Annotated in this window: 15 protein-coding genes; 6 read left to right on the top strand and 9 right to left on the bottom strand. The window is 67.3% G+C overall.

Annotation, left to right across the window (positions count from 1 at the left end; all coding sequences use genetic code 11):
• Positions 1–9: 9 nt before the first annotated feature.
• From hemC to HNP98_RS17755, 3 genes are all read left to right on the top strand, one after another.
• Positions 10–936: a hydroxymethylbilane synthase gene (hemC, locus tag HNP98_RS17745; protein WP_173811518.1), complete on the top strand. Its 927-nt coding sequence runs from the start codon at positions 10–12 to the stop codon at positions 934–936.
• Between the two features lie 65 nt (positions 937–1001).
• Positions 1002–1652 carry a peptidylprolyl isomerase gene (locus HNP98_RS17750; protein ID WP_173811519.1) on the top strand — a complete coding sequence of 217 codons (651 nt, stop codon included), beginning with the start codon at positions 1002–1004 and terminating at the stop codon, positions 1650–1652.
• 83 nt (positions 1653–1735) lie between these two features.
• Complete coding sequence (locus HNP98_RS17755) at positions 1736–2641, top strand: SDR family oxidoreductase (RefSeq protein WP_173811520.1); 906 nt, start codon at positions 1736–1738, stop codon at positions 2639–2641.
• Between the two features lie 115 nt (positions 2642–2756).
• On the opposite strand, the gene HNP98_RS17760 is transcribed toward HNP98_RS17755, so the two are convergent.
• The 5 genes from HNP98_RS17760 to HNP98_RS17780 all read right to left on the bottom strand — a co-directional run bounded on the left by HNP98_RS17760 (position 2757) and on the right by HNP98_RS17780 (position 7373).
• On the bottom strand, positions 2757–2990 hold the full coding sequence (locus HNP98_RS17760) for a hypothetical protein (RefSeq protein ID WP_173811521.1): 234 nt from the start codon (positions 2988–2990) through the stop codon (positions 2757–2759).
• 311 nt (positions 2991–3301) lie between these two features.
• On the bottom strand, positions 3302–4294 hold the full coding sequence (locus HNP98_RS17765) for an ABC transporter permease (RefSeq protein WP_173811522.1): 993 nt from the start codon (positions 4292–4294) through the stop codon (positions 3302–3304).
• On the bottom strand, positions 4291–5325 hold the full coding sequence (locus HNP98_RS17770) for an ABC transporter permease (RefSeq protein ID WP_173811523.1): 1035 nt from the start codon (positions 5323–5325) through the stop codon (positions 4291–4293). The genes HNP98_RS17765 and HNP98_RS17770 overlap by 4 nt, the downstream gene beginning before the upstream one ends.
• A gap of 2 nt (positions 5326–5327) precedes the next feature.
• On the bottom strand, positions 5328–6992 hold the full coding sequence (locus tag HNP98_RS17775) for an ABC transporter substrate-binding protein (protein WP_173811524.1): 1665 nt from the start codon (positions 6990–6992) through the stop codon (positions 5328–5330).
• A gap of 162 nt (positions 6993–7154) precedes the next feature.
• Positions 7155–7373 carry a hypothetical protein gene (locus HNP98_RS17780; protein WP_173811525.1) on the bottom strand — a complete coding sequence of 73 codons (219 nt, stop codon included), beginning with the start codon at positions 7371–7373 and terminating at the stop codon, positions 7155–7157.
• Between the two features lie 1060 nt (positions 7374–8433).
• Here HNP98_RS17780 and HNP98_RS17785 point away from each other — a divergent pair.
• Positions 8434–9276, top strand: a complete 843-nt coding sequence (locus tag HNP98_RS17785; RefSeq protein WP_173811526.1) for a hypothetical protein — start codon at positions 8434–8436, stop codon at positions 9274–9276.
• 34 nt (positions 9277–9310) lie between these two features.
• Here the strand turns inward: HNP98_RS17785 and HNP98_RS17790 are convergent, their stop codons facing one another.
• The 4 genes from HNP98_RS17790 to HNP98_RS17805 all read right to left on the bottom strand — a co-directional run bounded on the left by HNP98_RS17790 (position 9311) and on the right by HNP98_RS17805 (position 18416).
• Positions 9311–9895: a PKD domain-containing protein gene (locus HNP98_RS17790; RefSeq protein WP_173811527.1), complete on the bottom strand. Its 585-nt coding sequence runs from the start codon at positions 9893–9895 to the stop codon at positions 9311–9313.
• Between the two features lie 62 nt (positions 9896–9957).
• On the bottom strand, positions 9958–10671 hold the full coding sequence (locus tag HNP98_RS17795) for a LytR/AlgR family response regulator transcription factor (protein ID WP_173811528.1): 714 nt from the start codon (positions 10669–10671) through the stop codon (positions 9958–9960).
• Between the two features lie 58 nt (positions 10672–10729).
• Positions 10730–14332, bottom strand: coding sequence for a hybrid sensor histidine kinase/response regulator (locus tag HNP98_RS17800; RefSeq protein ID WP_173811529.1), 3603 nt, complete (start codon positions 14330–14332; stop codon positions 10730–10732).
• Positions 14333–14684: 352 nt separating this feature from the next.
• Positions 14685–18416, bottom strand: coding sequence for a PKD domain-containing protein (locus HNP98_RS17805; RefSeq protein WP_173811530.1), 3732 nt, complete (start codon positions 18414–18416; stop codon positions 14685–14687).
• A 246-nt stretch (positions 18417–18662) separates the two neighbouring features.
• Between HNP98_RS17805 and HNP98_RS17810 the strand changes: the two genes are divergently transcribed.
• Together HNP98_RS17810 and HNP98_RS17815 are read left to right on the top strand one after the other, a co-directional pair.
• Entirely contained in the window at positions 18663–19085 is a 423-nt protein-coding gene (locus HNP98_RS17810) for a BrxA/BrxB family bacilliredoxin (RefSeq protein ID WP_173811531.1), read from the top strand.
• Positions 19086–19348: 263 nt separating this feature from the next.
• Complete coding sequence (locus HNP98_RS17815) at positions 19349–21784, top strand: TonB-dependent receptor (RefSeq protein WP_246275201.1); 2436 nt, start codon at positions 19349–19351, stop codon at positions 21782–21784.
• Positions 21785–21837 lie beyond the last annotated feature (53 nt).

Here is a 21837-nt window from a genome sequence, read left to right on the forward strand (position 1 = left end):
TGTTAAATCATGACCATTCGCCTCGCTACCCGCGGCAGCCGCCTGGCCCTTTGGCAGGCCGAGCACGTGGCCCACCTGCTCCACCAAGCTGGCCTGGCCACCGAAATCGTGCCGATGACCACCATCGGCGACCAGGTGCAGGACCGGTCGCTGGCCAAAATCGGGGCCAAGGGCGTGTTCACCGAAGAGCTAGAAGACAGCCTGCGCCGAGGCGAAACCCACCTGGCCGTGCATTCGGCCAAAGACGTGCAGAGCACCATCCCCGAGGACCTGGAGCTGCTGGCCTTTCTAGAGCGCGAGAAAGTGAACGACGTGGTGCTGAGCTTCAACGAGCACCTGGCGCTGGACAAGCCGGGCATCGTGCTGGGCACCAGCAGCACCCGCCGCAAGGCCCAGCTGCGGCGCTACTACCCCGAAGCTACCACCGCCGAGGCCCGTGGCAACCTGCAAACCCGCCTGCGCAAGCTCGAAGAAGGCCAGTACGACGGCTTGGTGCTGGCCTACGCCGGCGTGCACCGCATGGGCTACGAGCACCTGGTGCGCCACACGCTGCCCGAAACCCGGTTTGTGCCCGCCACCGGCCAGGGCAGCGTGGCCGTGGAGTGCGCAGTGGGCTTGGACGCCGCCCTGAAGCAGCGCATCAAAGCCGCCCTCGACCACCCCGCCACCCACGCCTGCCTGCTGGCCGAGCGGGCCTTTTTGCGCGTCATGGAGGGCGGGTGCAGCATCCCGTCCTTCGCCCTGGCCACCCTCGGCGGCACCGGGCAGCTGCGCCTGCACGCCGGCATCATCGGCCTGAGCGGCGAGGAATACGTGGACGAAACCCAAACCGCCCCGGCGGCCGACGCCCTGGCCCTGGGCGCGGCCGTGGCCGACGCCGTGCTGGGCCGGGGCGGCCGCGAAATTCTGGCCAGCATCCGCGAGCACCGGGGCTGAGGGCCCCGGACCGCATAATTTTGGGCCCGGGCCGGCGTTGAACGGCTTATATTTTTTGCGTGCGTATGAACCTCTTTCCCTCGCGTGCCGGGCGTTGCCTGGCGCTGTTGCTGCTGCTGGCCGCCAGCGCTTTCGCGGCCGATAAGCCCGTTCGCGTCCGCAAAAGCGGCAAAGACGATTTGGTGACCATTACCACCCCGGAAGGAATTATCCGGCTGGTGCTGTTTGCCGATACGCCGCTGCACAAGGCCAATTTTCTGCAAAAGGCCCGCAGCGGCTTCTACGACGGCACCACCTTCCACCGGGTCATCGACAACTTCATGGTGCAGGGCGGCGACGCCAACTCCAAGGACGCCGACCCCACCAACGACGGCCAGGGCCGCCCCGGCGACCCCACCATTCCCGCCGAGCTGGGCGCGGGCCACCGCCACGACTACGGGGCCCTGGCCGCCGCCCGCGTGGGCGGCCCGCCCGGCACGCCCAGCAGCAACTCGCAGTTTTATTTGGTCGAAAACCACGCCGGCGTCCACCGCCTCGACGGCCAGTACACCGTGTTTGGCCAGGTCATCGAAGGCCTCGACGTGATTGACAAAATCGCCAAAGTGGCCAAAGACGACCGCGACCGGCCCCTGGCCAACGTGCCGATGACGGTAAAGGTGGAGCGGCTGAAAAAGAAAAAAATCACCAAGCTCTACGGCTACAAATACAGCGGCTAGCAAGCAGGTGCCCGCCCGCCAAGCTTTTGCCGGTTGCCGGCTACCCCTTCTTTCCGACGTTGTTCACTGCTAGCCGCGCATCGATGAAAATTCTGCTTACCGGAGCCAACGGCCTGCTGGGCCAGAAGCTGGTGGCGCTGCTGGCCCAGCAGCCGGCCGTGGAAGTGGTGGCCACCGGGCGCGGGGCCAGCCGCCTGGCGGCCTGGCACCCGGACCTGCGCTTCGTGGCCCTCGACGTGACCGACGGGCCCCGGGTGCACCAGGTGCTGGCCCAGGAGCGGCCCACGCACGTCGTCCACACCGCCGCCATGACCAACGTGGACGAGTGCGAGCTGAACCAAGCCGCGTGCTGGCTCCAGAACGTGACGGCCGTCGCGCACCTGGCGGCTACTTGCGCGGCCCTGGGCATCCACCTCACCCACCTCAGCACCGATTTCATCTTCGACGGCAGCGCGGGGCCCCTGGCCGAGGACGCCGAGCCCGCTCCTATCAGCCACTACGGCGCGAGCAAGCTGGCTGCCGAGCGCCTCGTGCAGGGCACCGCCGGCCTGCGCTGGGCCATTGCCCGCACGGTGCTGGTGTACGGGGTGCTGCGCGGCGGCGGCCGCACCAACCTGGTGCTGTGGGTGCGCGACTCGCTGCGGGCCGGCAAGGCCATCCAAGTAGTTGACGACCAGTGGCGCACACCCACGCTGGCCGAAGACCTGGCCCAGGGCTGCTGGCTGTTGGCCCGGCATAACGCGCGGGGCATCTACCACATCAGCGGCGAAGAAGTGCTGACGCCCTACGGCATGGCCCTGCGGGTGGCCGATTACTTCGGCCTCGACCAAGCGTTGATTGAGCGGGTCGATGCCCGCACGTTTTCGCAGCCGGCGCGGCGGCCGGCCCGCACGGGCTTCCTCGTGGGCAAGGCGCGGGCGGAGCTGGGCTACCGCCCCCGCTCGTTCGAGGAAGGCATTGCCCTCGTGGCGGCCCAGCAGGACGCCTGAGCCCGCCCAGTAAGCAGCGAACCGCCCCGGGTAGGAGGCGGTTCGCGCGGGGCATTGAAAGCGGAAAGTGGAAGGAAAAAGTAGCGGAGTTTGGAAGATTACGGGGGTAGCTAGGCTACCAGTTGCCTCGGCTGGCCCCGCTATCGGGCGCGCCCAGCACCAGCAAGTCACCGATGAGGATGGCCCGGGAATCGCGCAGGGCCGCCTCGCCGATGGCCCGCGGAATGAGGTGGCCGTCGGGGGTCAAAAAATCGGAGGCGGGGCCGTACGTGCCCCGGCCACCGGCCGCCGGGCGTACCCAGGGCGTCGAGGGGGGCGTGAGCTTGAGCAGGTCGAAAATGGACGCCATAGTAATAGTTGGACACATGGGCAGGAGCACGTAGTAGTAGCGGGAGTCTGTAAGAATATACAATGTTACCACCCCACCAAGCCCCCTACCCAGGACACTTCGACGGTATTTGTGACATAGCTCCGCACCAAAAAGTAGGTTGGAAAAGCTAAGAAAAAATAAATTTTATTATGCGTACAAAACTCGGAAAGGTCTTTTCTATTCAATAAATACGCAATGAATAGCGGTAAAATACCCGTTTAATGACAGTACTTGGATGCCTTTGCTTGCAGAAAAACCCGATTTTGTGACATCACTCCCGCGCCTTTTTATTATTTGGCCGGGCCCGGGCCCCGGGCCCGGCCCAGGTACTGAAGCGCGAGGATGGTGAACAGCAAGGCCCCGCCCGGGGCCGCTACCAGCCACCACGCAGTGGGTTCGGTGCGGGCCGTGCCCAGCAGGTGCCCCCAGCTGGGCACTTCGGGCGGCAGGCCAATGCCCAGGAACGAGAGGGTGCTTTCGAGGGCCAGTAAACTCGCCAGGCTCAGGGGGAAGGCCGTGCGCAGCGGCAGGCAGGCGTGGGGCAGGGCCTGCCGCCACCACACGCGGCCGGCCGGTAGCCCCAGGGCCCGGGCCGCGGCCACAAACGGCTGGGCCGTTACCCGCAGCATCGCGGCCCGCACCAGGCGGGCCGGGCCGGGCCACGCCGTGAGCACCAGCACGGCCAGCAGCCCCCCCGGCGTCAGCGGCAGGGTGCCGGCCAGCGCCACCACCAGCACCAGCCGGGGCACGGCCCCCAGCAGGGCCGTGGCCCCGAGCACGCCCGCATCGAGCGGCACGGGCCAGCGCCGGCCCCAGCGGGGCCCGCCCAACAGGGTGCCGGCCAGCCCCAGGCCAGCGCCCACCAGGGCTGCCGGGGCCCCGGGCAATGCCAGCGCCCACCACCCCGCGCCCAGCGCGGCGGCCCAGGCCGGCCAGGGCACCCGCCAGCCGTGGTTGCGCCAAAAGCCGGCCGCGCCCCCTAGCAGGGCCCCCAGGGCGGTGGCCAGCACGGCGGCCCCCAAGCTGATGCCCACGGCCGTGCGGGCCCCAAAAATCATTTCGGCCAGTACGTCGCGGCCCGAGGGGTCGGTGCCCAACCAGTGGGCGCTGCCGGCCGCCAGGGGCGGGGTGGCCAAGTGGGCCAGGTCGGGCTGCGCGGGCGCGTAGGCCAGGGGCAGCAGCGGACCCAGGGCGGCCAGGGCGGCCACGGCCGCCAGCCAGCCCAGGGCCAGCGCCCGTCCGCCCCGAGCCCGTGCGATGCCGATCGGTGCCGAGGCCTTCACGACACGCGGGGGTCAAGCCAGCGGGCCCCGGCATCGGCCAGCAGCAGGGCCAGCAGGCGGGCGGCCCCCACCAGTAGCACCCCGCCCACCAGCACTGGGTAGTCGCGGGTGGCGGCGGCTTCGGCCAGCAAGCGGCCCATGCCGGGCAAAGAAAAAATGGTTTCCACCACCACCGCGCCCGCCACCAGCGCGGGCAGCAGGTCGACCACCAGCGGCAGCACCGGCAGCAGGGCGTTGCGCAGCGCGTGCCGCCGCACCACCCGCCGTACCGACAAGCCCTTGGCGCGGGCCGTAACGGCGTAGTCGGCGCGCATTTCATGAGCCAGCGACGCCTCCAACTGCAAGGCCAACTCGGGCACCGCGCCCAGCACCAGGCAGGCTAGGGGCAGCAAGCAGGCCCCCAGGGCCACCAGGCCATCTTCGGCCCCGGCTTGTTCGTAGGTGGGAAACCAGTTCAGGGCATCGGGGTTGGCCAGCAGCAGCAGCAGGCCCGTAGCCAGCACGAAGAGGGGCAGGGCTTGCAGGCCGGCCAGCGCGGCCAGCGCGGGCCGCCGCCACCAGGGGCCCCGCGCCAGCCCGGCGGCCAGCGCCAGGGCAACGGCCAGGGCCAGCACCGCGGCGGTGCCGGTAAGGGGCAGGGTGTAAAGCAGGGCGGTGGCCAGGCGGGCCGCCACCGGCTGGCCGTCGCGAAACGAGGTGCCCAAGTCGCCGCGCAACAGGGCCCCCAACCACCGGTGGTACTGGTTGCGCGGGCCGTTCCAGTGCCAGCCCGGGCGCTGCCCGGGCCCCGCCACCGGGCGTGAAAAATAAAAAAGCGGCACGTCGAGGCCCAAACGCTGGCGGGCGGCCCGCTGCGCCAGCTGGTGCGCACCGGGAGTTTCGGCAGCAGTGGCTTGCATTTCAGTGGGCTCCGTCAGGCCCAGGGCGGCGTCGGAAGTCGGGGCCCAGCGGCTCAGCAAAAAGAGGAGCGATGCCAGCGCCCACACCGCCAGCGCCGCCCGGCCCGCCCGCCGAAAAATTCCGTTTCCCACGGCTACGGGACGGCGACCACCGGCGTGGTCCATTTGATGGCCGCCGCCGCGTAGCCGGGTTTGAGGCCCCCCGGGTACAGGTGAACCAGGCGGCGGTCGGCAGCCAGGCAATTGGGGCGGAAGAAGAGCGGCACCAACGGCATCTCCTCACGCATCAGCCGCTGGAACTTACGCAGCAGCCGGGCCCGCGAATCGAGGGTGTTCGCCAGCGGAATGGCCTCGATGAGGCGGTCGCTGGCCGGCGTGCCGAACCCGGTCAGATTACCCGCTCCTACGGTTTTTGAGTGTAGGATAGGGGCGAAATTGAAGTAGAAGGGGTTGCCTTTGAGCAGCCGCAGGTACACATCAAAATCACCGGCCTGCAAAGCCGAACTGAAAGAGGCATTCTCGGTGGGCCGCAGCTCCACCGCAATGCCCAGGCGGGCGGCGGCGGCCCGAAATTGCAGCCCAATGGTTTCAAAAGCGGTTTCGCCGGCCCGGTAACGCACCAGGAGCGTGAGGCGCTGGGGCGGGGTTTTCGGGGCAAGCTGCCGCGTCCAAAAGGTGTCCGATGCGGTGCTTTCGCGGTGCCAGCCGGCCTGGCGTAGCAGGGCCACTGCCCGAGCGGGGTCAAGGGCCAGTGGCGGCAGGCTGTCGGCATAGTTGCGGGTATCGGTGGGGTGCACCAAGCCCACTGTGCACTGCCCCAAACCGGCCTGGGTGGCGAGCAGCAGCGCTTTCGGGTCGAAAAGAAAGCCCAGGGCTTGGCGGGTGAGGCGGTTGCTCAGGGCCGGCCGCCGGGTGTTAAAACCGGCGTAAACCAAGTCGTAGGAAAGGCTGGTGTAAAAAGCCAGCTGCTGCCGGGCCGCCGCCGAGGCCTGAAGCCGCCGAAATTCGCGGACGGGCACCTGTGGGTACACGTTGACCGAGCCCCGGCGCAGCGCCAGCGCCGCGCTGGCTTCGTTGGGAATTATTACGAAATCAAGCTCCGACGGCTGCGCTTCCAGTACGGGCGGCGCGGGTCGGAGGGCATCCGCCCACCAGTGTGGCTTGCGCTGAAACCGCAGCAAGTGGTCTTTGTCCCACCGCACCAACTGGTACGGGCCGCTGCCCGGAATGCGGCCGGGGTACAACGCCAAATTGGCCCGCGCGTAGCGCCGGGCCAATTTGACTAGTATCGAATCGGCAGGAGCCGTGGCGGCGCGGTCGTTAAGGGCTCCCAGCTGGTAAGGCCGCAGGCTGCCTTTCGGGTCGAGCGCGGCCTCGGGTAAGATCAAAAAATCGCCGGATTCCTGGACTAATCCCGGGGCCTGGCCATTGCATACCAAGGTAAATCGTCGCGGGTCAGTAGGGTCGAAACGAATGTCCCGGATGAAACCGAATTGGGCCTTGTTGGCCTCGTTGGGCAGGCCCGGCACCTGCATCAGTTTTAGCGTAAATGCCACGTCACGGGCCAGGACGGGCCGGCCACCGTCCCAGGTCGCGGTTGGGCGCAGGTGGTACGTAACGAGCGTCAGCGAATCGCCAGCAAATTGGACTTTGGGCAGCGAGTCGGCCAATGCCGGTGCGTAGCGCTTGGTTGAATAATCTACGCTAAGCAAGCAGAGGTGCAGCAGATTATTGGCGTCAATGGCGCTCTGGTTGGGCGTAACCAGTGGGTCAAGGCTCTCCGGGTCGCGCGTCCACAAAATGCGGACTGGTTGGCCCTCGACGGTTCTGCGCTTCGAACACGAAACAAGCAGAACTATCAGCAAGCTGACAAGTAGAAGTTTTACCATGGCCAAGCAGCTGGGTCAAGCCGCTTGGCAATATATACCCTTGCGGGGCTATTGAAGGTAAACCAGGTCTATCTAGTCGTTGCCCCAGCCGCCGCTGCCGCCCTGAGCGGCAGTTGTAGAATGAGCCGTGATATCGTTGCCCCAGCCGCCGCTGCCGCCCTGAACAGCATTCGTCTTCGCAGGCCCGGTGATATCGTTGCCCCAGCCGCCACTGCCGCCATTATTGGTCACTGAAGGGTTGCTGGTGATGGAGAAAATTTGAAAGAGGGCGAAGGCGATGATTTCAAACATGTGGAAAGTAGCAAGATGATGAGAACTTTTTGAATGATACAAAGCTCACTCTCATCATGCAATCCACAAAAGGACACTTGTATTATAAATGTGACTATAATAAATCAAATAATTATTTGTACTAAATGAATTGAGTATTATGATTTATCATCGAATATTTTTAAGTATCATAAGCCGTAGTTCGTTGAAGACTGCAAAAAACGCTATAATTGTGACATCAAGCATTCTTTTATGAAGATAAAATCTCTGGTGTAAATTTCCGATGATTGCGACGTTCACCAAAGGACACTTTGCCCGTTTTTGTGACGTGTTGCTACTTGAGGCAATGTTCGGGTAAATTATAAAGTCGGATTAGAAAAGAACTTTTTCAATGAAAGAGCTGAAAAATTTAGCCCGAATTGTGACATCGCGCAAGCTCGCGTTTCCTCCTTTGTTAGATTTCGAGGTGGGCGACAAGATGAAAGAGAACAGGCTGGTCACAGCGTTGATAGAGGGGGACGAGCCCACGCGGACGCAGTTAGTGCGAAATTTATATAGCCAGGTTACGCCAGGGAATGAAGCTTCTTTTCGCAAGCTGCATTCACGGGTTATGAGCAAATTGCTGAATAATCTGTATTTTCTAGATCATACGGACGCTCGCCATATTGTTTCTCGTCGGTATGAGTTGGAATGCTTGGACCTGCTTCACAAGGCCAGTATCCTGTATGCAGAAGGAGAATATCCATTGACGACGCGATTATTGTTGCGATGCCTACGCGCCGCCCAAAACGACAATTTTACGGCTTATGCAGTGCAATCGGCGCGTCTGCTGCGCAATCTCTATTCGCAACAGCGCCAGCGTAAAAGCTACGGTGCCATATCCAAAACCTTGGAGAAATTGCAGCAGGTGCGTGGTTGGGAAGAAGAAGCAGAAATTATTTACAGCGATGTTCGTTTAGCTATGGCGGGCACGGTAAAGGCTAGGCGGGCACTGCTGCCAAAGACCCCAACCTATTTGGTACGCCTAGAGAATTTGCACCGACTAGCCAAAACATTTACTACGGGTAACTACCTGTATCAAATGCGGTTAGCTCAACAAGAGCTAACGGGTAACTACGCTGAAGTCATCAAAATCACGGCGGAGGCGGCGCGGCAGCTTAAAGCAGGAAAGCTCAACCCGCGCCGGTTCGACGTGCGCTTCAATCATTTCATGAGCGTATATGCGCACTTGCTGAGCCGGCAGGCCGAGAAAGGGCTTAAGCTGGCGGCGACTTACGACAAGGATTTTCACCCGTCGTCGGGCAACTGGTTTTATTTTCAGGAGCATTACCTGCTGCTGGCCTTGCACGCGGGCAACTACGTGCAAGCCCGGCAGGTGCTGCAAACGGCCACGGGCAACGCCAGCTTCAGCAAGCAGCGGGAGGCGGCGCAGCAGCGGTGGGAGCTGTTTCGGGCGTATGTGGACTTTGTGCTGCCGCCGGCCCGGCCCACGCCGGTGCGGCGGCGCCAAATGGCGCAGTGGGCCCTGACGATTCCCGAATACAGCCGCGACAAGCGGGGCCACAACGTGGCCATTCTGGTGATGCAGGTGCTGTACTTCCTGCGCCAGCGCGACCTGGACGCCGTGCTGCTGCGGGCCGACCGGCTGCGCAAGTACCAGCAGCGCCACCTGCGCGAGGCGGCCAACCTGCGCACCCGGCTGTTTCTGCGGCTGCTGCTGGTGGCGGTGGAGCAGGAGTTCGACCCCGAGCGCAGCGCCTGGCACGCCCGGCCGCTCCTCAAGCAGCTGGAGGAAGCGCCCCCGCCCGGCGAGGCGTTCGCGGAGGTGGAAATCATTCCCTACGACACGCTGTGGCAGCTGGCCCTGCACGAGCTGCGGGCGGGGCCCCCGCTGGCGGGCGGTGCGGCGGCCGGCCCGCAGTAGCGCGGGCCGGGGCCCGGTTGGGGGGCTCGGCCGGCTACGGCACCACCACGACGGCCCGGCTCGCGCAGTGGCTGTCGCGGCAGGCGGGGTTACCGTAGGCCCGTAAAATGAGGCGCACAGCGAACGTGCCCGGCTTGCGGAAGGCGTGCGTAACGTGCTTGCCCTGGGCCAGCAGGCCGTCGCGGAAGTCCCACGACACCTCCATCTGGCCGCAGCTGGGCAGCTGAGCCTGGGGGGCGTCGAACACCACGGCTTCGCCCACGTGCACTTGCAGGGCCGAAGCCGTGAAATCGACGATGTCCTGGCTGCGCAGCAGCACGGGGAAGGTGCGCTCGGCGCGGCGCACTTCGCCGGTGCTGTCCACGCGCACGTCGAGCTGCACGGTGTAGTCCTTCAGCTCGGCGTAGCAGTGCGACACGGTGAGGCCGGTGAGGGTGGTGCCGTCGCCCATCTGCCAGAGGTAGGTGAGGGCCCCGGCGGCGGGGTCGACGGAGCGGCGGGCGTCGAAATCGACGCACAGCTGCGCGGGCTGGGGAGCGCAGTCGGGGGGCGGGGCCTGGGCGCGGCCCACGGCGGGACCGCTCAGCGCGGCAAGCAGAAGTAGGCAGAATGGCCGCACGGGCAAAGGCAAAAGAGGGGTGAGCGAAAGGCGGGGAAGCGGGCCCCGGGGCCCGCCGGTGGCTACAGCTTGTTGACGCGCTGCATCACGTCGCGGGCGTAGGTCTGGCCCACCGGAATGTGCTTACCGTCCACCACCACGGCCCCGTCCTCCACGGCCTGCACGTGCTGGAGGTTGACGATGAACGAGCGGTGGACGCGCACGAAGCGGGCGGCGGGAAACTTGTCGGCCACGGCCCGCATGGTGCTGTACACGATGTGCTTGCTGTGGGTGGTGATGATGTGCACGTAGTCGCCGAGGGCCTCCACATAGCGCACCTCGTCGAAATCGACGCGCACGAGGCGGCTGTCCACTTTCACGAACGCGAAATCGGAATGGGTCAAGCTTTTGTCGTGCTTCTGGGCCACGGCCAGGGCGTTTTGGGCCGCTTGCAGGAACCGGGCGTAGCTCACGGGCTTCACCAGGTAGTCGACGACGGCGTGCTCGAAGGCCTCCACCGCGTAGTCCTTGCTGCTGGTGATGAGCACCGTTAGGGGCGGGTGCTGCAAGGTGTCGAGCAGCTCGATGCCCGAGAGCAGCGGCATCTCCACGTCCAGAAACAGCAAATCCACGGTCTGGGTGCGCAGGAAGTCGGCGGCCGCGGCGGGGTCGGTGAAGCTGCCGGCCGCGGTTAGGAACGGCGTGTTGGCGATGCAGTTGAGCACAACTTGCACCGATAGGGGGTCGTCGTCAACGACCAGGCAGGTCAGCAGGGGTTCGGTAGGGGGGGTAGCCATCGGAGCTGGGTAGATATATAGCGGTGTTTACCGGGCGAAAGTAGCGCAATCCGGTGGGTCAGGCGCGCTCCTGGAGCTGGGGGTAGAGGGCGGCCAGCTGGGCCCGTACGCTCTGCACCAGCGGCAGGCAGCAAGGCTGGCCGGGAAACTGGGCCGCGCGCTCCAGCTCGTCGAGCTGGGTGTGCAGCACGGGCACCCCAAAGTACGCCACCTGACCCTTCAGCTTGTGGGCGGCGCGGGCCAGGGCGGGGCCCTGGGCGGGGTCGGCCCCGGCGGCGGCGTGCAGGAGCAGCTCCAGCGCGGGGGCCTCTTGCAAAAAAGTTTGCACGATTTGGCGCAGAAACGCCTCGTTGCCCCCGGCCAGCTCCTCCAGCAGGTGCCAGTCGGGGTGCAGCGGGGCCGGGCCCGCGTCGGGCGGCGGCGGAGCAAATTCGGTAGGGGCTGCGGGAGCCGCCTCTGCCCCCAGGCGGCCGGTAAAGTGGGCCAGGCGGGCGTAGAGCAGGCCCGGGTCGAAGGGCTTGGCGAGGGTGTCGTTCATGCCGGCGGCCAGGGCCAGCGAGCGGTCTTCGGGCAGCACCGAGGCCGTGAGGCCGATGATGGGCAGGCGCCCCGCGTCGGGGAAGTACTGGCGCAGCTGGGCGGTGGCCGCGTAGCCGTCCAGCTCGGGCATCTGCACGTCCATCAGCACGGCGTCGAAGGGCGGGTCGGCGGCCCGCACGGCGGCCACGGCCAGGCGGCCGTTGTCGGCCAGGGTCACCGCCACGTTCCAGGCTTCCAGGGTTTTGCGGGCCACGAGCTGGTTGAGGGCGTTGTCTTCGGCCACCAGCACGCGCAGGGCGGGCTCGAAGGGCGGCAGCACGCCCACCGCGGCCTCGGGCTGGGCGGCGGCGGCATCGGCCACGGCGTAGGGCAGGTCGAAGAAAAACTCGGCCCCGTGGCCTTCTTCGCTGCGCACGCCCAGCTGGCCGCCGTGCAGCCGCACTAGGTTGCGGGCAATGCTCAGGCCCAGGCCCGTGCCGCCAAACTCGCGGGTGGTGCTGGCGTTGGCCTGCGAAAAATCTTCGAAAATGGCCGTCAGCTGGTCGGCGGGAATGCCAATCCCGGTGTCGCGCACCGCAAAGTGCAGGAGCGCATGCGTGGCTGGGTGAACGAGGTCGGGGGCCGCCGTGACCGTCAGCGTAACGCCGCCGCGCTTGGTGAACTTGATGGCGTTGCCCACCAGGTTCACCAGAATCTGGTGCAGGCGCACGGAGTCGCCGAGCACGGCAGCGGGCACGTCGGGGGCAATATCGAGGGTGAAAAACAGGTTTTTGCTCGCCACCGCGAACCGGAACAGGGCCGGTAGCCGGCGCAGGGCCTCGGGCAGGCGGAAGGGCACCTGCTCCAGCGTCAGCTTGCCGGCCTCCATCTTCGAGCTGTCGAGGATGTCGTTGAGGATGACCAGCAGGTTTTGCGACGACGACTCGATGGCCGTGAGGTACTCGCCCTGCTCGGCGGTGGGGCGGGTGGCGTGCAGCAGGTGGGTGAGGCCGAGCACCGCGTTCATCGGGGTGCGGATTTCGTGGCTCATGTTGGCCAGGAACTGCGCCTTGGCCCGGCGCGAGGCCTCGGCCGCGTCGCGCGCTACCACCAAGTCGGCGTTGATGGCTTCGATGTGCGCGTTTTGCCGCCGCAGCTCGCCGGTGCGCTCCCGCACGGTGCGCTCCAGCACCAGCTTCTGCTGCCGCAACAGCCGCTCACGGCCCCGCACCGCGGCGGCCCCGGCCCCGGCGCTGCCCAGCACCAGCAGCCCGGCAAACCACCAGGTGCGCCAAAACGGCGTGCCGATGCCGAACCCCGCCGCGGCCCCCGGCCCCCAGGGCCCGGCGGGCCCCCGCCGGGCCCGGGCCTCCAGCACGTAGCGCCCCGCGTCGAGGCCGGGGAACTGCGCCTCGGCGGCCGGGCCGGGGTGGCTCCACTCGTCGGCGAGGCCGCGCAGGCGGTACTGGTACTCCAGGGCCCCGCCGCCGGCCGCCAGGCTCACGCCCTGGAAAGCGAAGCGCAGCCGGTGGCGGCCGGCCGGCAGCTGGCCCAGCGCCCCGGGCGGGCGGGCGGCCCCGTCCACCTCGGCGGCGGCCAGCACCAGGCCCGGCGGCGCGGTCGCCGGACCGCCCACGGCGGCCAAATCGAGGCGCAGCAAGCCGGCGCGGGTGCTGGCCCAGGCCACGGCGGGCGGGCCCCCCGCCGGGCCGGCCAGGGCCAGGGGCCCCAGCAGGTCGCGGGCCAGCGGGTCGTCGGGGGCCGCCAGGGGGGCGAAGGCGTGGGAGCGGGTGTCGAACAGGCTGAGGCCCTGGCGGTGCACCAGCAGCAGGCGCGGCGCGGCCCCGGGGATGGCCGGGGGCAGGGCCCGCAGGTTGTAGACATAGCCGGTGGCCGTGCTGGGCCCCAAGTGGTAGCGCTGCCACTGGCCGGTAGCCAGGCGGCCGTACAGGCCCTGGCCGTTGGTGCCGGCCCACACGCGGCCGTCGGCATCCTCGGCCAACGCGTTGACGTCCAGGCTGGTGTCGGGGAGGCGCACGTAGGCGAAGCGGCCGGTACCGGGTTCGTAGGCCGCCAGGCCGGTGCCGTGGGTGCCCACCCACACCCGCCCGGCGCGGTCGGCCAGCAGGGCGTAAATGCTGTTGTGCAGCAAGCCGTTGGCTGTGGTGAAGTGGCGTGTGGGTTGGGTGTGGTCGGTGGGCAGCAGGTACAGGCCGTCGGCGGCGGTGCCCACCCATAGGCCGGTGGCGGGCGCGTAGGCCAGGGCCGTTACGGGACCCGGCGCATCGGCGGAGAGCAGGAACGTAGCCGGCCCGCCGGGCGCGGCCTGCGCCCACACCCGGCCATCGGCACTGCCCAGCCACAGCCCGCCGCCAAGGGTTTTCGGTCGCGCCAGCAAAGCCGCGACAGCCCCGGCGATGGGCGGGGCTGGCGTGTGGACCAACTTGGGCCCAGGGCTTTCAGTCGTCAGCTTGAAAAATTCTGATCCCACGAACGTGCCCCAAATAGCCAAGCCGTCGGAGTCCGGTAGCGTTACCAAAGCCGGCTGCTTGCCGCTGGGGCCGGTGGGCGTGGGGCACAACCGCAGGTGCCGGTCGGCGTGCCGCCAGAGGCCCCGGCCGGCGGTGCCGAGCCAGGCGTTGCCGTCGCGGTCTTCGAGCAGGCAGGTGGGCACGGCACCGGCGGGCAGGTGCAGGGCGTAGCGGCGGCAGTAGCGGCCCAGGCGGGCGGTGTCGACCGGGGCGGGGCCGGGCGGCAGGGCCCGCAGCGCGGCGGGGGCCCGGGCCCCCGCGGCCCGGGCAAAGCGGCCGCCGGGGGCCGTCTGGGCCGAGTAGCCGCCGGCGTAGTGGCGGGCCCAGAGGCGGCCGGTGGCGTCCAGGGCCAGGGCCACCACAAAGTCGTCGGCCAGGCCGTCGCGGCGGGTCAGGGTTGCGAAGCGGGTGCCGTCGTAGCGCACCAGGCCTTCGGCCGTGCCCAGCCACAGGAATCCCTGGCCGTCCTGGGCCAGGGCGTAGATGAACGGCTGGGCCAGGCCCTCGGCGGGCCCGTAGCTGCGCAGAAAAACTGATTGGCCGCGAGCCGCGGGCACCCCAAGCAGCAGGGCCAGGACGCAGAGCCACCGGTGGGTCCCAGCGTTAAGCAATAAAGAGCGTAGCAAATAATTCACCGAATTAAGTATAGCACGTGCGAGCAACGCTGCCGAAGATAACCACGCGACGGCCCCAAAAAAGAGGGGCCCGGCGCAGCGCACCGGGCCCCGTTGGGCACCTTACCAGCGCCGGGCCGAAATGTCGGGCCCGGGCAAGGGTGAAACGTTCTTTTTTCGTTGGCTCCTGGCTTATCGCCGCTAAAGGTACCCAGCCAAGCAGCGGACGACCGGCCTAGTTAGGCGTTGGCTAGAAATGAAAAAGGGAAGGGCTAAAAGGCATAAAGCCACTTTAACCCTTCCCTTTTGAGCAACGCCTAGCCGGCAGGGGCCAGGCCCTGAAACCGCGCTATTGGATCAGGATGCGGCGGGCGGCGGGCACTCCGTTCAGCGGACTGTACACCACGTTGTATAGGCCCGGGGCCACGGGGGTGGTCAGGAGCTGCTCGGTGCTGGCGGCGGCGGCCGTGAGCTCGGCTTGCCACACGGTGCGGCCCAGCTCGTCGACGAGGCGGAGCCGGCCCCCGCCGCTCTGGGCGGGCAGGCGCACGTGCAGGGCCGTGCCGGCGGCCGTGGGGTTGGGCCAGGCTTCGAGCCCGGCGGCCGCGGCCGCGCTGGTGAGCGACAGCAGCTGGTTGCCCACGTTCACGTTGTCCACGTAGAGGTAGTTGCCGTAGCCGTTGTAGCCCGCGAAACGCAGCAGCACGTTTTTGCCCGCGTAGGGCGTCAGGTCCACCAGCTCCTGCCGCCACTGGCTGGCGGCGGAGGGCACAAAATAGGTGTTTTGGGCGGCCGCGGTGCCCAGGCTGCCGGTAGCGCCTTTGGCGTAGGGGCGGCCCAGCACGGCCAGCGTGCAGGCGTCCACCACCTGCACCACCAGCGAGTCGGGGCCGGCGGCGGCGGGGATGATGGGCGCGTAGGCCAGGTCGAAGCGCAGGGTGGGCTGGGCCGTGCTCAGGTTGAGGGGCGGGGTTTGCAGCACGTCGCGCTCGCCCACGTGGGCGTCGGGGGCAAACGGGGCCCGGGCGGCGCGGGTGCCGGCCCCCGAGCGGCCGATGAGGCCGTCGGCCAGCGTCCAGGCAAACTGGCCGTCGGGGTTTATCACCGCCCAGCCCGCCGGCAGGCTGGTCGAGGCGTCGAACGTCTCGGCAAAGGGCAGGCCGCTGCCGGCCGTCACCTCGATGCTGACCGTGGACGTGGTGCTGCCGTAGGCGTTGGCCACGGTGAGGGTGGCGGTGTAAATGCCGGCCGCGGCGTAGGTGACGGTGGCCGCGGCGGTGTTGGCCGTAGCCGGCGAGCCCCCGGGAAACGACCAGGCGTAGGTGCCGGGGCAGAAAGCGGTTTGGCTGGTGAAGGCGACCTGGCCCCCGGGGCAAATGCGCGCGCGGCTGGCCACGGCCGTGGCCTGCGGGGCCCGGCCGTACACCACCACGTAGCCGGTGTCCACGCGGGTGGCCGTGCCGTTGGCGTTGCTCACTTGCAGCGTCACGGCGAAGCGCCCGGGGGCGTTGTAGCTCACCGTGGGGTTGGGGTTGGTGGCGGTGGCCGGCGTGCCGCCGGCAAACGTCCAGGCCCAGGCAGTGGGCCGGAACAGCGACGAGTCGCGGAAGGCCACTACCAGGCCGGGGCAGCCCACCAGCGGCTGGGTGCTGGTGTAGAGCGGTACCGGCGCGGGCGTGGCCGAGGTAAAGGCAATGTCGTCGAAGGCCATGCCGCCCCGGCTGCTGGCCAAGGTCGCGTCGGACGGGCGGGAGCCGTACTGCTGAAATTTCACCCGCACGTCGGTGCCCAGCGTCAGGTTATTGGCCGTGGCAAACTGGGTCAGGTTCACCGACTGCGTCTTAAAGGTCGTGGTCGAGCCGGTACCCGTCAGGCTCACCAGCCGGTACCAGGTGGTGCCGCCGTCCACGCTCAGGGCCACGCCGTCGCCGTTGCTGGAGCCCGTGAACTGGGTGGGCAGCACGTTGTCGGTTTCGGCCGTGAACTTGCGCTGGCGGAAGGTGAGGAGCAGGTCCTGGCCGGGCGTGTTTTTGGCGTACCACACCGCCTCGTTCAGGCCCTGGTAAGCGGTGGTGGCGGAAAAGGCGTTGTCCATCAGCAGGTACGACGTGCCCGAGGCCGCGCCCGTGCCGGTGGCCACCTGCACCCGGCCGGCCTTGGTGCTGTTCACGGTCCAGCTCACGGGCAGGGCCCGCTTCTCCAGGTCCTCCACCGCCGGCGGCGTCACGGCCACCGGGAAGCCGTACACGGCCGTGAAGGCGTCGATCAGCCCGGCCCCGGTGAGGGTACTGAAACCCGTCTGGCCGCCCACCGGCCGGGCCGTGGCCGCGAGGCGGGCCGCCACCTGGGCCGGCGTCAGGGTCGGCTCCGATTGCAGCAGCAGGGCCGCCACGGCCGCCGCGTCGGGGGCCGCCGCCGAAGTGCCGAAGAAGTTGGGCAGATTATCGCCTTCGGCGTCCTGGCCGAAAAACGTAGTGTTGCCGCCGTCCACCGATGTAAAATCGGGCTTGGGGCGCGTCACGGGCGCGGCCAGGGCCGTGCCGTTGGGGTTGAACAGAATGGTGGGGCTGCCCTTGGAGGAATAAGAATCGACCGTGCCCGGGTCGAAGTACGCCACCGCCGCCACGGCGTTGGCCGCCGCCGCCGCCGCGTGCCCCACCACGGTGCCGCTGTGCGTGAGCCACTCGGTGGGCTGCCCGTCGCTCAGGGCAATGTACTTGATGCGGGCGGGGTTGGCGGTGTTGGCGCGGCGCACAATCACCAAATCGAACAGGGTGGTGTGCGTCTGGGTCGTGTCGTTGGTGAAGCCCGTGATTTCGACGGGGGCCTGGTTGCCACGGGCCCCGGTGTTGTTGCTGTTCGACACGTCCACCGTGTCGCCACGCGAGGAGATGATGTAGGCGTCGAGGTCAGTTCTTACGCCGGCGGTGGTATAAAACGGGTCGCTCCACTGCAAGGCCACCGTCATGTCGGTGCCCGCGGGCACCGAAAACCGCTGGGCCACGTCGGTGCCGCCGGCGTTGTTAAAGTTGAGGCGGGCCAGGTTTTTGGCCCCCACCACAAAGGCCGGGGCGTTGTTCTCGTAGCTCTGGTCGGCGTTGTTGCCGGCCGACGAGAAGTAAGTCACCCCGCGCTGGCTCGTCACTTGCGTTATGGCCTGGGCCACCACGCCGTCCTGGAAGTAGGGCTCGGCGAAGTAGGCAATGTCGTCGACGATGATTTTGCAGTTGCCCTTGGCCGGGTCGGCCAGGTCGATGATGTGCTGGGCAAAGTCGGCCTCCGTGTTGTAGGCCGTGCTGAACACCAGCGGGGCCCCGGGGGCCAGGTCGTAAATAAGCTGGCACATGGCCCGGCCCTCGTCGGTGCCCTCGCCGTCGCCCAGGTCGCTGAGCACCTGCACGCCGGCCGCCGGCAAGTCGTTCGAGGCCATGTCGTTGGCCGCGCCCTTCAGCGAGTTGTACGAGTCGCTGAGTATACCCATCCGCACGCCCGCCCCGGTGAGGGCCTTGGGGCGGGTGGCGCGGGTGCGGGCGGCTTCCAGCACGTAGTCGGCCTGGGTGGTCACGCGGCCGGTGCGCGTCACGGGCCGCCACGCGGGCAGCACGCCCAGCAGGCCCTGGGCCGCCAGGGCCTCCAGGCCGCCCGCGCCGGGGGCCAGCTGGGCCACCGGCAGCATGCCGTCCACAAAGTGCAAATCGGGCCGGCTGGCCACCACCACGAAGCCCCGCGCCTGCAACGCCGGCAGTAGCGCCGCCACGTCGTTGGCCGTGATGTGGACCAGCACGGCGGCCCCGTCCTTGCTCAGGCGCAGCTGCGGGTGGGCGGCTTGCAGGTTGGCGGGGGTGCTGCCGCGGCCGCTGGCCGTGGCCGCCCGGTACACTTGCTGCAGCTCGGGGCCGAAGCGCGAGTTGGGGTCGGTGCGCTGGTAAGGGGTGAAAGTTTTGGCCGTGCGCGGGGCCGGAGGCGGGAGGCGGAACGGTGTGCCTTGCTCGGTTTGGGCGCGGGCCCCCAGGGCCCCGGCCGCCCACACCAGGCCCGCCAATGCCGCCCGGCCGAGGTTGGTAACGTGTCGGAATCGCATAGAATGGAATGAAGAAACGATAAGATTTAGGTAGGATGCGGACTGGGCCGGGACCCGGCCAATTAACTTCAGCAAAGTACTAAGAATAACGCCAGCCGCGGGCATTTACCGACCAACGCCGCCCCCTCATCGACCGGTACGGCCCGGCCGAACTTTTTGCCCGGCCCCGGGTTTTTGCCCCCATCCGGCGCGGCGTATCTTTGCTGAGCGCCGCGTGCGCTTCATTGGTTTTAAATCTTCCCGATTATGGCAGTTTACCCCGAATACATGGTGGCCCCCATCCGCCAGGACCTCACCGATGTGGGCTTTGAGCAACTCATGACCCCGGCCGAAGTCGATGCTTCGCTGGCCGGGACCGAAGGCACCGTGCTGGTGGCCGTGAACTCGGTGTGCGGCTGCGCCGCCTCCAAGGCCCGCCCCGCCCTGAAAATGGCCCTCGCCAGCGCCGACAAAAAGCCCGGCAAGCTCGTGACCGTGTTCGCCGGCATGGAAACCGACGCCGTGGCCAAAATGCGCGAGCACCTGCTGCCCTACCCGCCCTCGTCGCCCTGCATCGGCCTGTTCAAAGACGGCGAATTGGTGCACATGATCGAACGCTACCACATCGAAGGCAACGACCTGATGCGCATCGTCAACAACCTGCAAGGCGCGTTCGAGGAGTACTGCTAGGGGCCAACCATTGCCGCTAATCACTGGGGCAATGCTGCTCACAATTGTTTAAAAAGCCCCGCACCCGTTGGTGCGGGGCTTTTTTACGTCAGGTTTTTTATTTGGAAAAATTCTAAATAGAACTTGCCTACCCGATGCGCTTCCTTATCTTTGCTACTGTTTAGAATAAGTCTAAACAATAAAAGCCTCGCTGCGGGGCCCCGGCGCGGTGCCGGGCCCGGTGCGACTAAGGCAAGCAGAGCACGACCAGCGGGTTGACACGCATGAACTATTGGAAAAACATGGGCCTGGCCGCGGCGCTGGCCGTGGGCACGGTGGCAGCGGCGCAGGCGCAGCAAGGGGCCATTCGCGGGCGCGTCACGACTTCGGACGGGGCCCCGGCGGAAGCCGTGACGGTGGGCCTGAAGGGGCAGGGCCAGGGGGCCATCACCGACGAGCAGGGCCGCTACGGGCTGGAGCGCGTGCGCGACGGCTCCTACACGCTGGTGGTGTCGGCCCTGGGCCTGCAAACGGCCGAGCGCCCGGTGACGGTGCGCGGCGGCCAGGCCGCGGCGGTGGATTTTGTGCTGACCGAAAACGCCGCCCAGCTGGCCGAAGTGGTGGTGCGGGCCAACCGCGTGAACCGCTTCGCCCGCAAAGCGTCGGACTACGTGGGCAAAATGCCGCTCACCAACCTCGAAAACCCGCAGGTGTACGCCACCGTGGGCAAGGAAGTGCTGGCCGAGCAGCTGGTGTACACCGTGGACGACGCCCTGCGCAACGCCCCCGGCGTGCAGCGCATGTGGGAGGCCACGGGCCGCGCCGGCGACGGCGGCGGCTACTACAACAGCCGGGGCTTCGTGCTGCAAAGCCGGCTGCGCAACGGCATCGCCGGCAACGTAACCAGCGACATCGACGCCAGCAACCTGGAGAAGCTCGAAGTCATCAAGGGGCCCTCGGCCACGCTCTTCGGCAGCGCCCTCACCTCGTACGGCGGCCTGCTGAACCGCGTGACCAAGAAACCCAACGAAACGTTTGGGGGCGAGGTGGCGGTGGCCGGCGGCAGCTACGGCTTCCACCGCGTGAGCGCCGACGTGAACGCACCGCTCAACGCGGCCAAAACCCTGGCCTTCCGCCTGAACACGGCTTACAACTACGAAGACAGCTTCCAGAACCAGGGCTACCCCGGCTTCACCAAGAACCTGTCCATTGCCCCGAGCCTGCAGTTCCGGCCCAACGACCGGCTGACCATCAACCTCGACGCCGAGGTTTTCCGGGGCTCGAACGTGGGCAAGCAGCTCATTTTCTTCTACTTCCCGTCGGCGCAGCTCGGTGCCACGCGGGCCGACGAGCTGCCGGTGGACTACCGCCAGTCGTACACGGGCGACGGGCTGACGCAGCAGTCGCACAGCACCAACTTCTTCGGGCAGGTGCACTACCGCCTCTCGCCCAGCTTCACGTCGTCCACCAACCTGAGCACCAGCCGCAGCTACTCCAACGGCTTCGGGCCCTACTTCTACCTGGTGCCCGACGCCGTGGCCACCGGCGACGCGGCGGCCCCCGCCGGGGCCCACTACCTGGCCCGCGCCGACCAATCGACGGGCAACAGCACCTTGCAGGCCTACGAGGTGCAGCAGTTATTCAACGGCGATTTTCGGGTGGGCAGCCTGCGCAACCGCGTGGTGCTGGGCCTCGATTTCCTGCGCCTCGACTCGAACATCAGCTTCTTCGGCGGCGGCTTCGACGTGGTGAAGCTGGGCCTGCCCGGCGACGCCTACCGCACCTTCACGGGGGCCGCCGTGCGTGCCGCCTACGCCAAAACCCCGCCCGGCACCTACCCAATCACGACGAAGACGAACACGTACAGCGCCTTCGCGTCGGACGTGCTGAACCTGACCGACCGGCTGAGCGTGCTGGCCGCGCTGCGCCTCGACCGCTTCGACAACCAGGGCGGCGTGCTGTACGTGCCGGTGGACGCGTACCAGCAAACGGCGCTGTCGCCCAAATTCGGCGTGGTGTACCAGCCGGTGCAGGACCGGGTGGCCCTGTTCGCCAACTACCAGAACAGCTTCACCAACCTGAACTCGTTCCAGGACACGGAAGGCAACGTGGTGCGGGCCAAGCCCGAGCACGCCAACCAGGCCGAGGCCGGCGTGAAGCTCGACGCGGCCGGGGGCCGGCTCAGCGCCACCGTGAGCTACTACGACATCCGGGTGAAGGACCTGTTGCGCAGCACGCCCACCCTGGCCCTGAACACGGCCCAGACCCAGAACGGCACCCAGCGCAGCCGGGGCGTGGAGGTGAACGTAATTGCCAACCCCGTGCGGGGCGTGAACGTGGTGGCCGGCTTCGCCTACAACGACTCCAAGTTCACCAACTCCAGCCCCGACGTGGACGGCCTGCGGCCCAACACGGCGTCGTCGCCGTACCTGGCCAACCTGTGGCTGAGCTACCGCGTGGCCACCGGCCGGGCCCGGGGACTGGGCGCGGGCTTCGGCGGCAACTACGCCAGCGACAACAAAATTCAGAACACGACCACCAACGTGTTCATCTTGCCCCAGTACACGGTGCTGAACGCCAGCCTGTTCTACGACCAGCCCAAGTACCGCCTGGGGGTGAAGATGGACAACCTCACCGATAAGCACTACTGGACGGGCTACACCACCATGAACGCGCAGAAGCTGCGCAGCGTGGTGGGCAGCGTGGCCTATAAGTTCTAACGCTACGTTGCTGGTCTTTAGCTTTCGTCCCAACAAAAAGCTAATAGCCAACA

It is taken from the genome of Hymenobacter caeli, from assembly GCF_013294115.1.
Lineage (GTDB): Bacteria > Bacteroidota > Bacteroidia > Cytophagales > Hymenobacteraceae > Hymenobacter > Hymenobacter caeli.

Coding starts and splice junctions, on each gene's coding strand:
- hemC (WP_173811518.1), top strand. CDS start 10: ATGACCATTCGCCTCGCTACCCGCGGCAGCCGCCTGGCCCTTTGGCAG.
- HNP98_RS17750 (WP_173811519.1), top strand. CDS start 1,002: ATGAACCTCTTTCCCTCGCGTGCCGGGCGTTGCCTGGCGCTGTTGCTG.
- HNP98_RS17755 (WP_173811520.1), top strand. CDS start 1,736: ATGAAAATTCTGCTTACCGGAGCCAACGGCCTGCTGGGCCAGAAGCTG.
- HNP98_RS17760 (WP_173811521.1), bottom strand. CDS start 2,990: ATGGCGTCCATTTTCGACCTGCTCAAGCTCACGCCCCCCTCGACGCCC.
- HNP98_RS17780 (WP_173811525.1), bottom strand. CDS start 7,373: ATGTTTGAAATCATCGCCTTCGCCCTCTTTCAAATTTTCTCCATCACC.
- HNP98_RS17785 (WP_173811526.1), top strand. CDS start 8,434: ATGCGGTTAGCTCAACAAGAGCTAACGGGTAACTACGCTGAAGTCATC.
- HNP98_RS17795 (WP_173811528.1), bottom strand. CDS start 10,671: ATGGCTACCCCCCCTACCGAACCCCTGCTGACCTGCCTGGTCGTTGAC.
- HNP98_RS17805 (WP_173811530.1), bottom strand. CDS start 18,416: ATGCGATTCCGACACGTTACCAACCTCGGCCGGGCGGCATTGGCGGGC.
- HNP98_RS17810 (WP_173811531.1), top strand. CDS start 18,663: ATGGCAGTTTACCCCGAATACATGGTGGCCCCCATCCGCCAGGACCTC.
- HNP98_RS17815 (WP_246275201.1), top strand. CDS start 19,349: ATGAACTATTGGAAAAACATGGGCCTGGCCGCGGCGCTGGCCGTGGGC.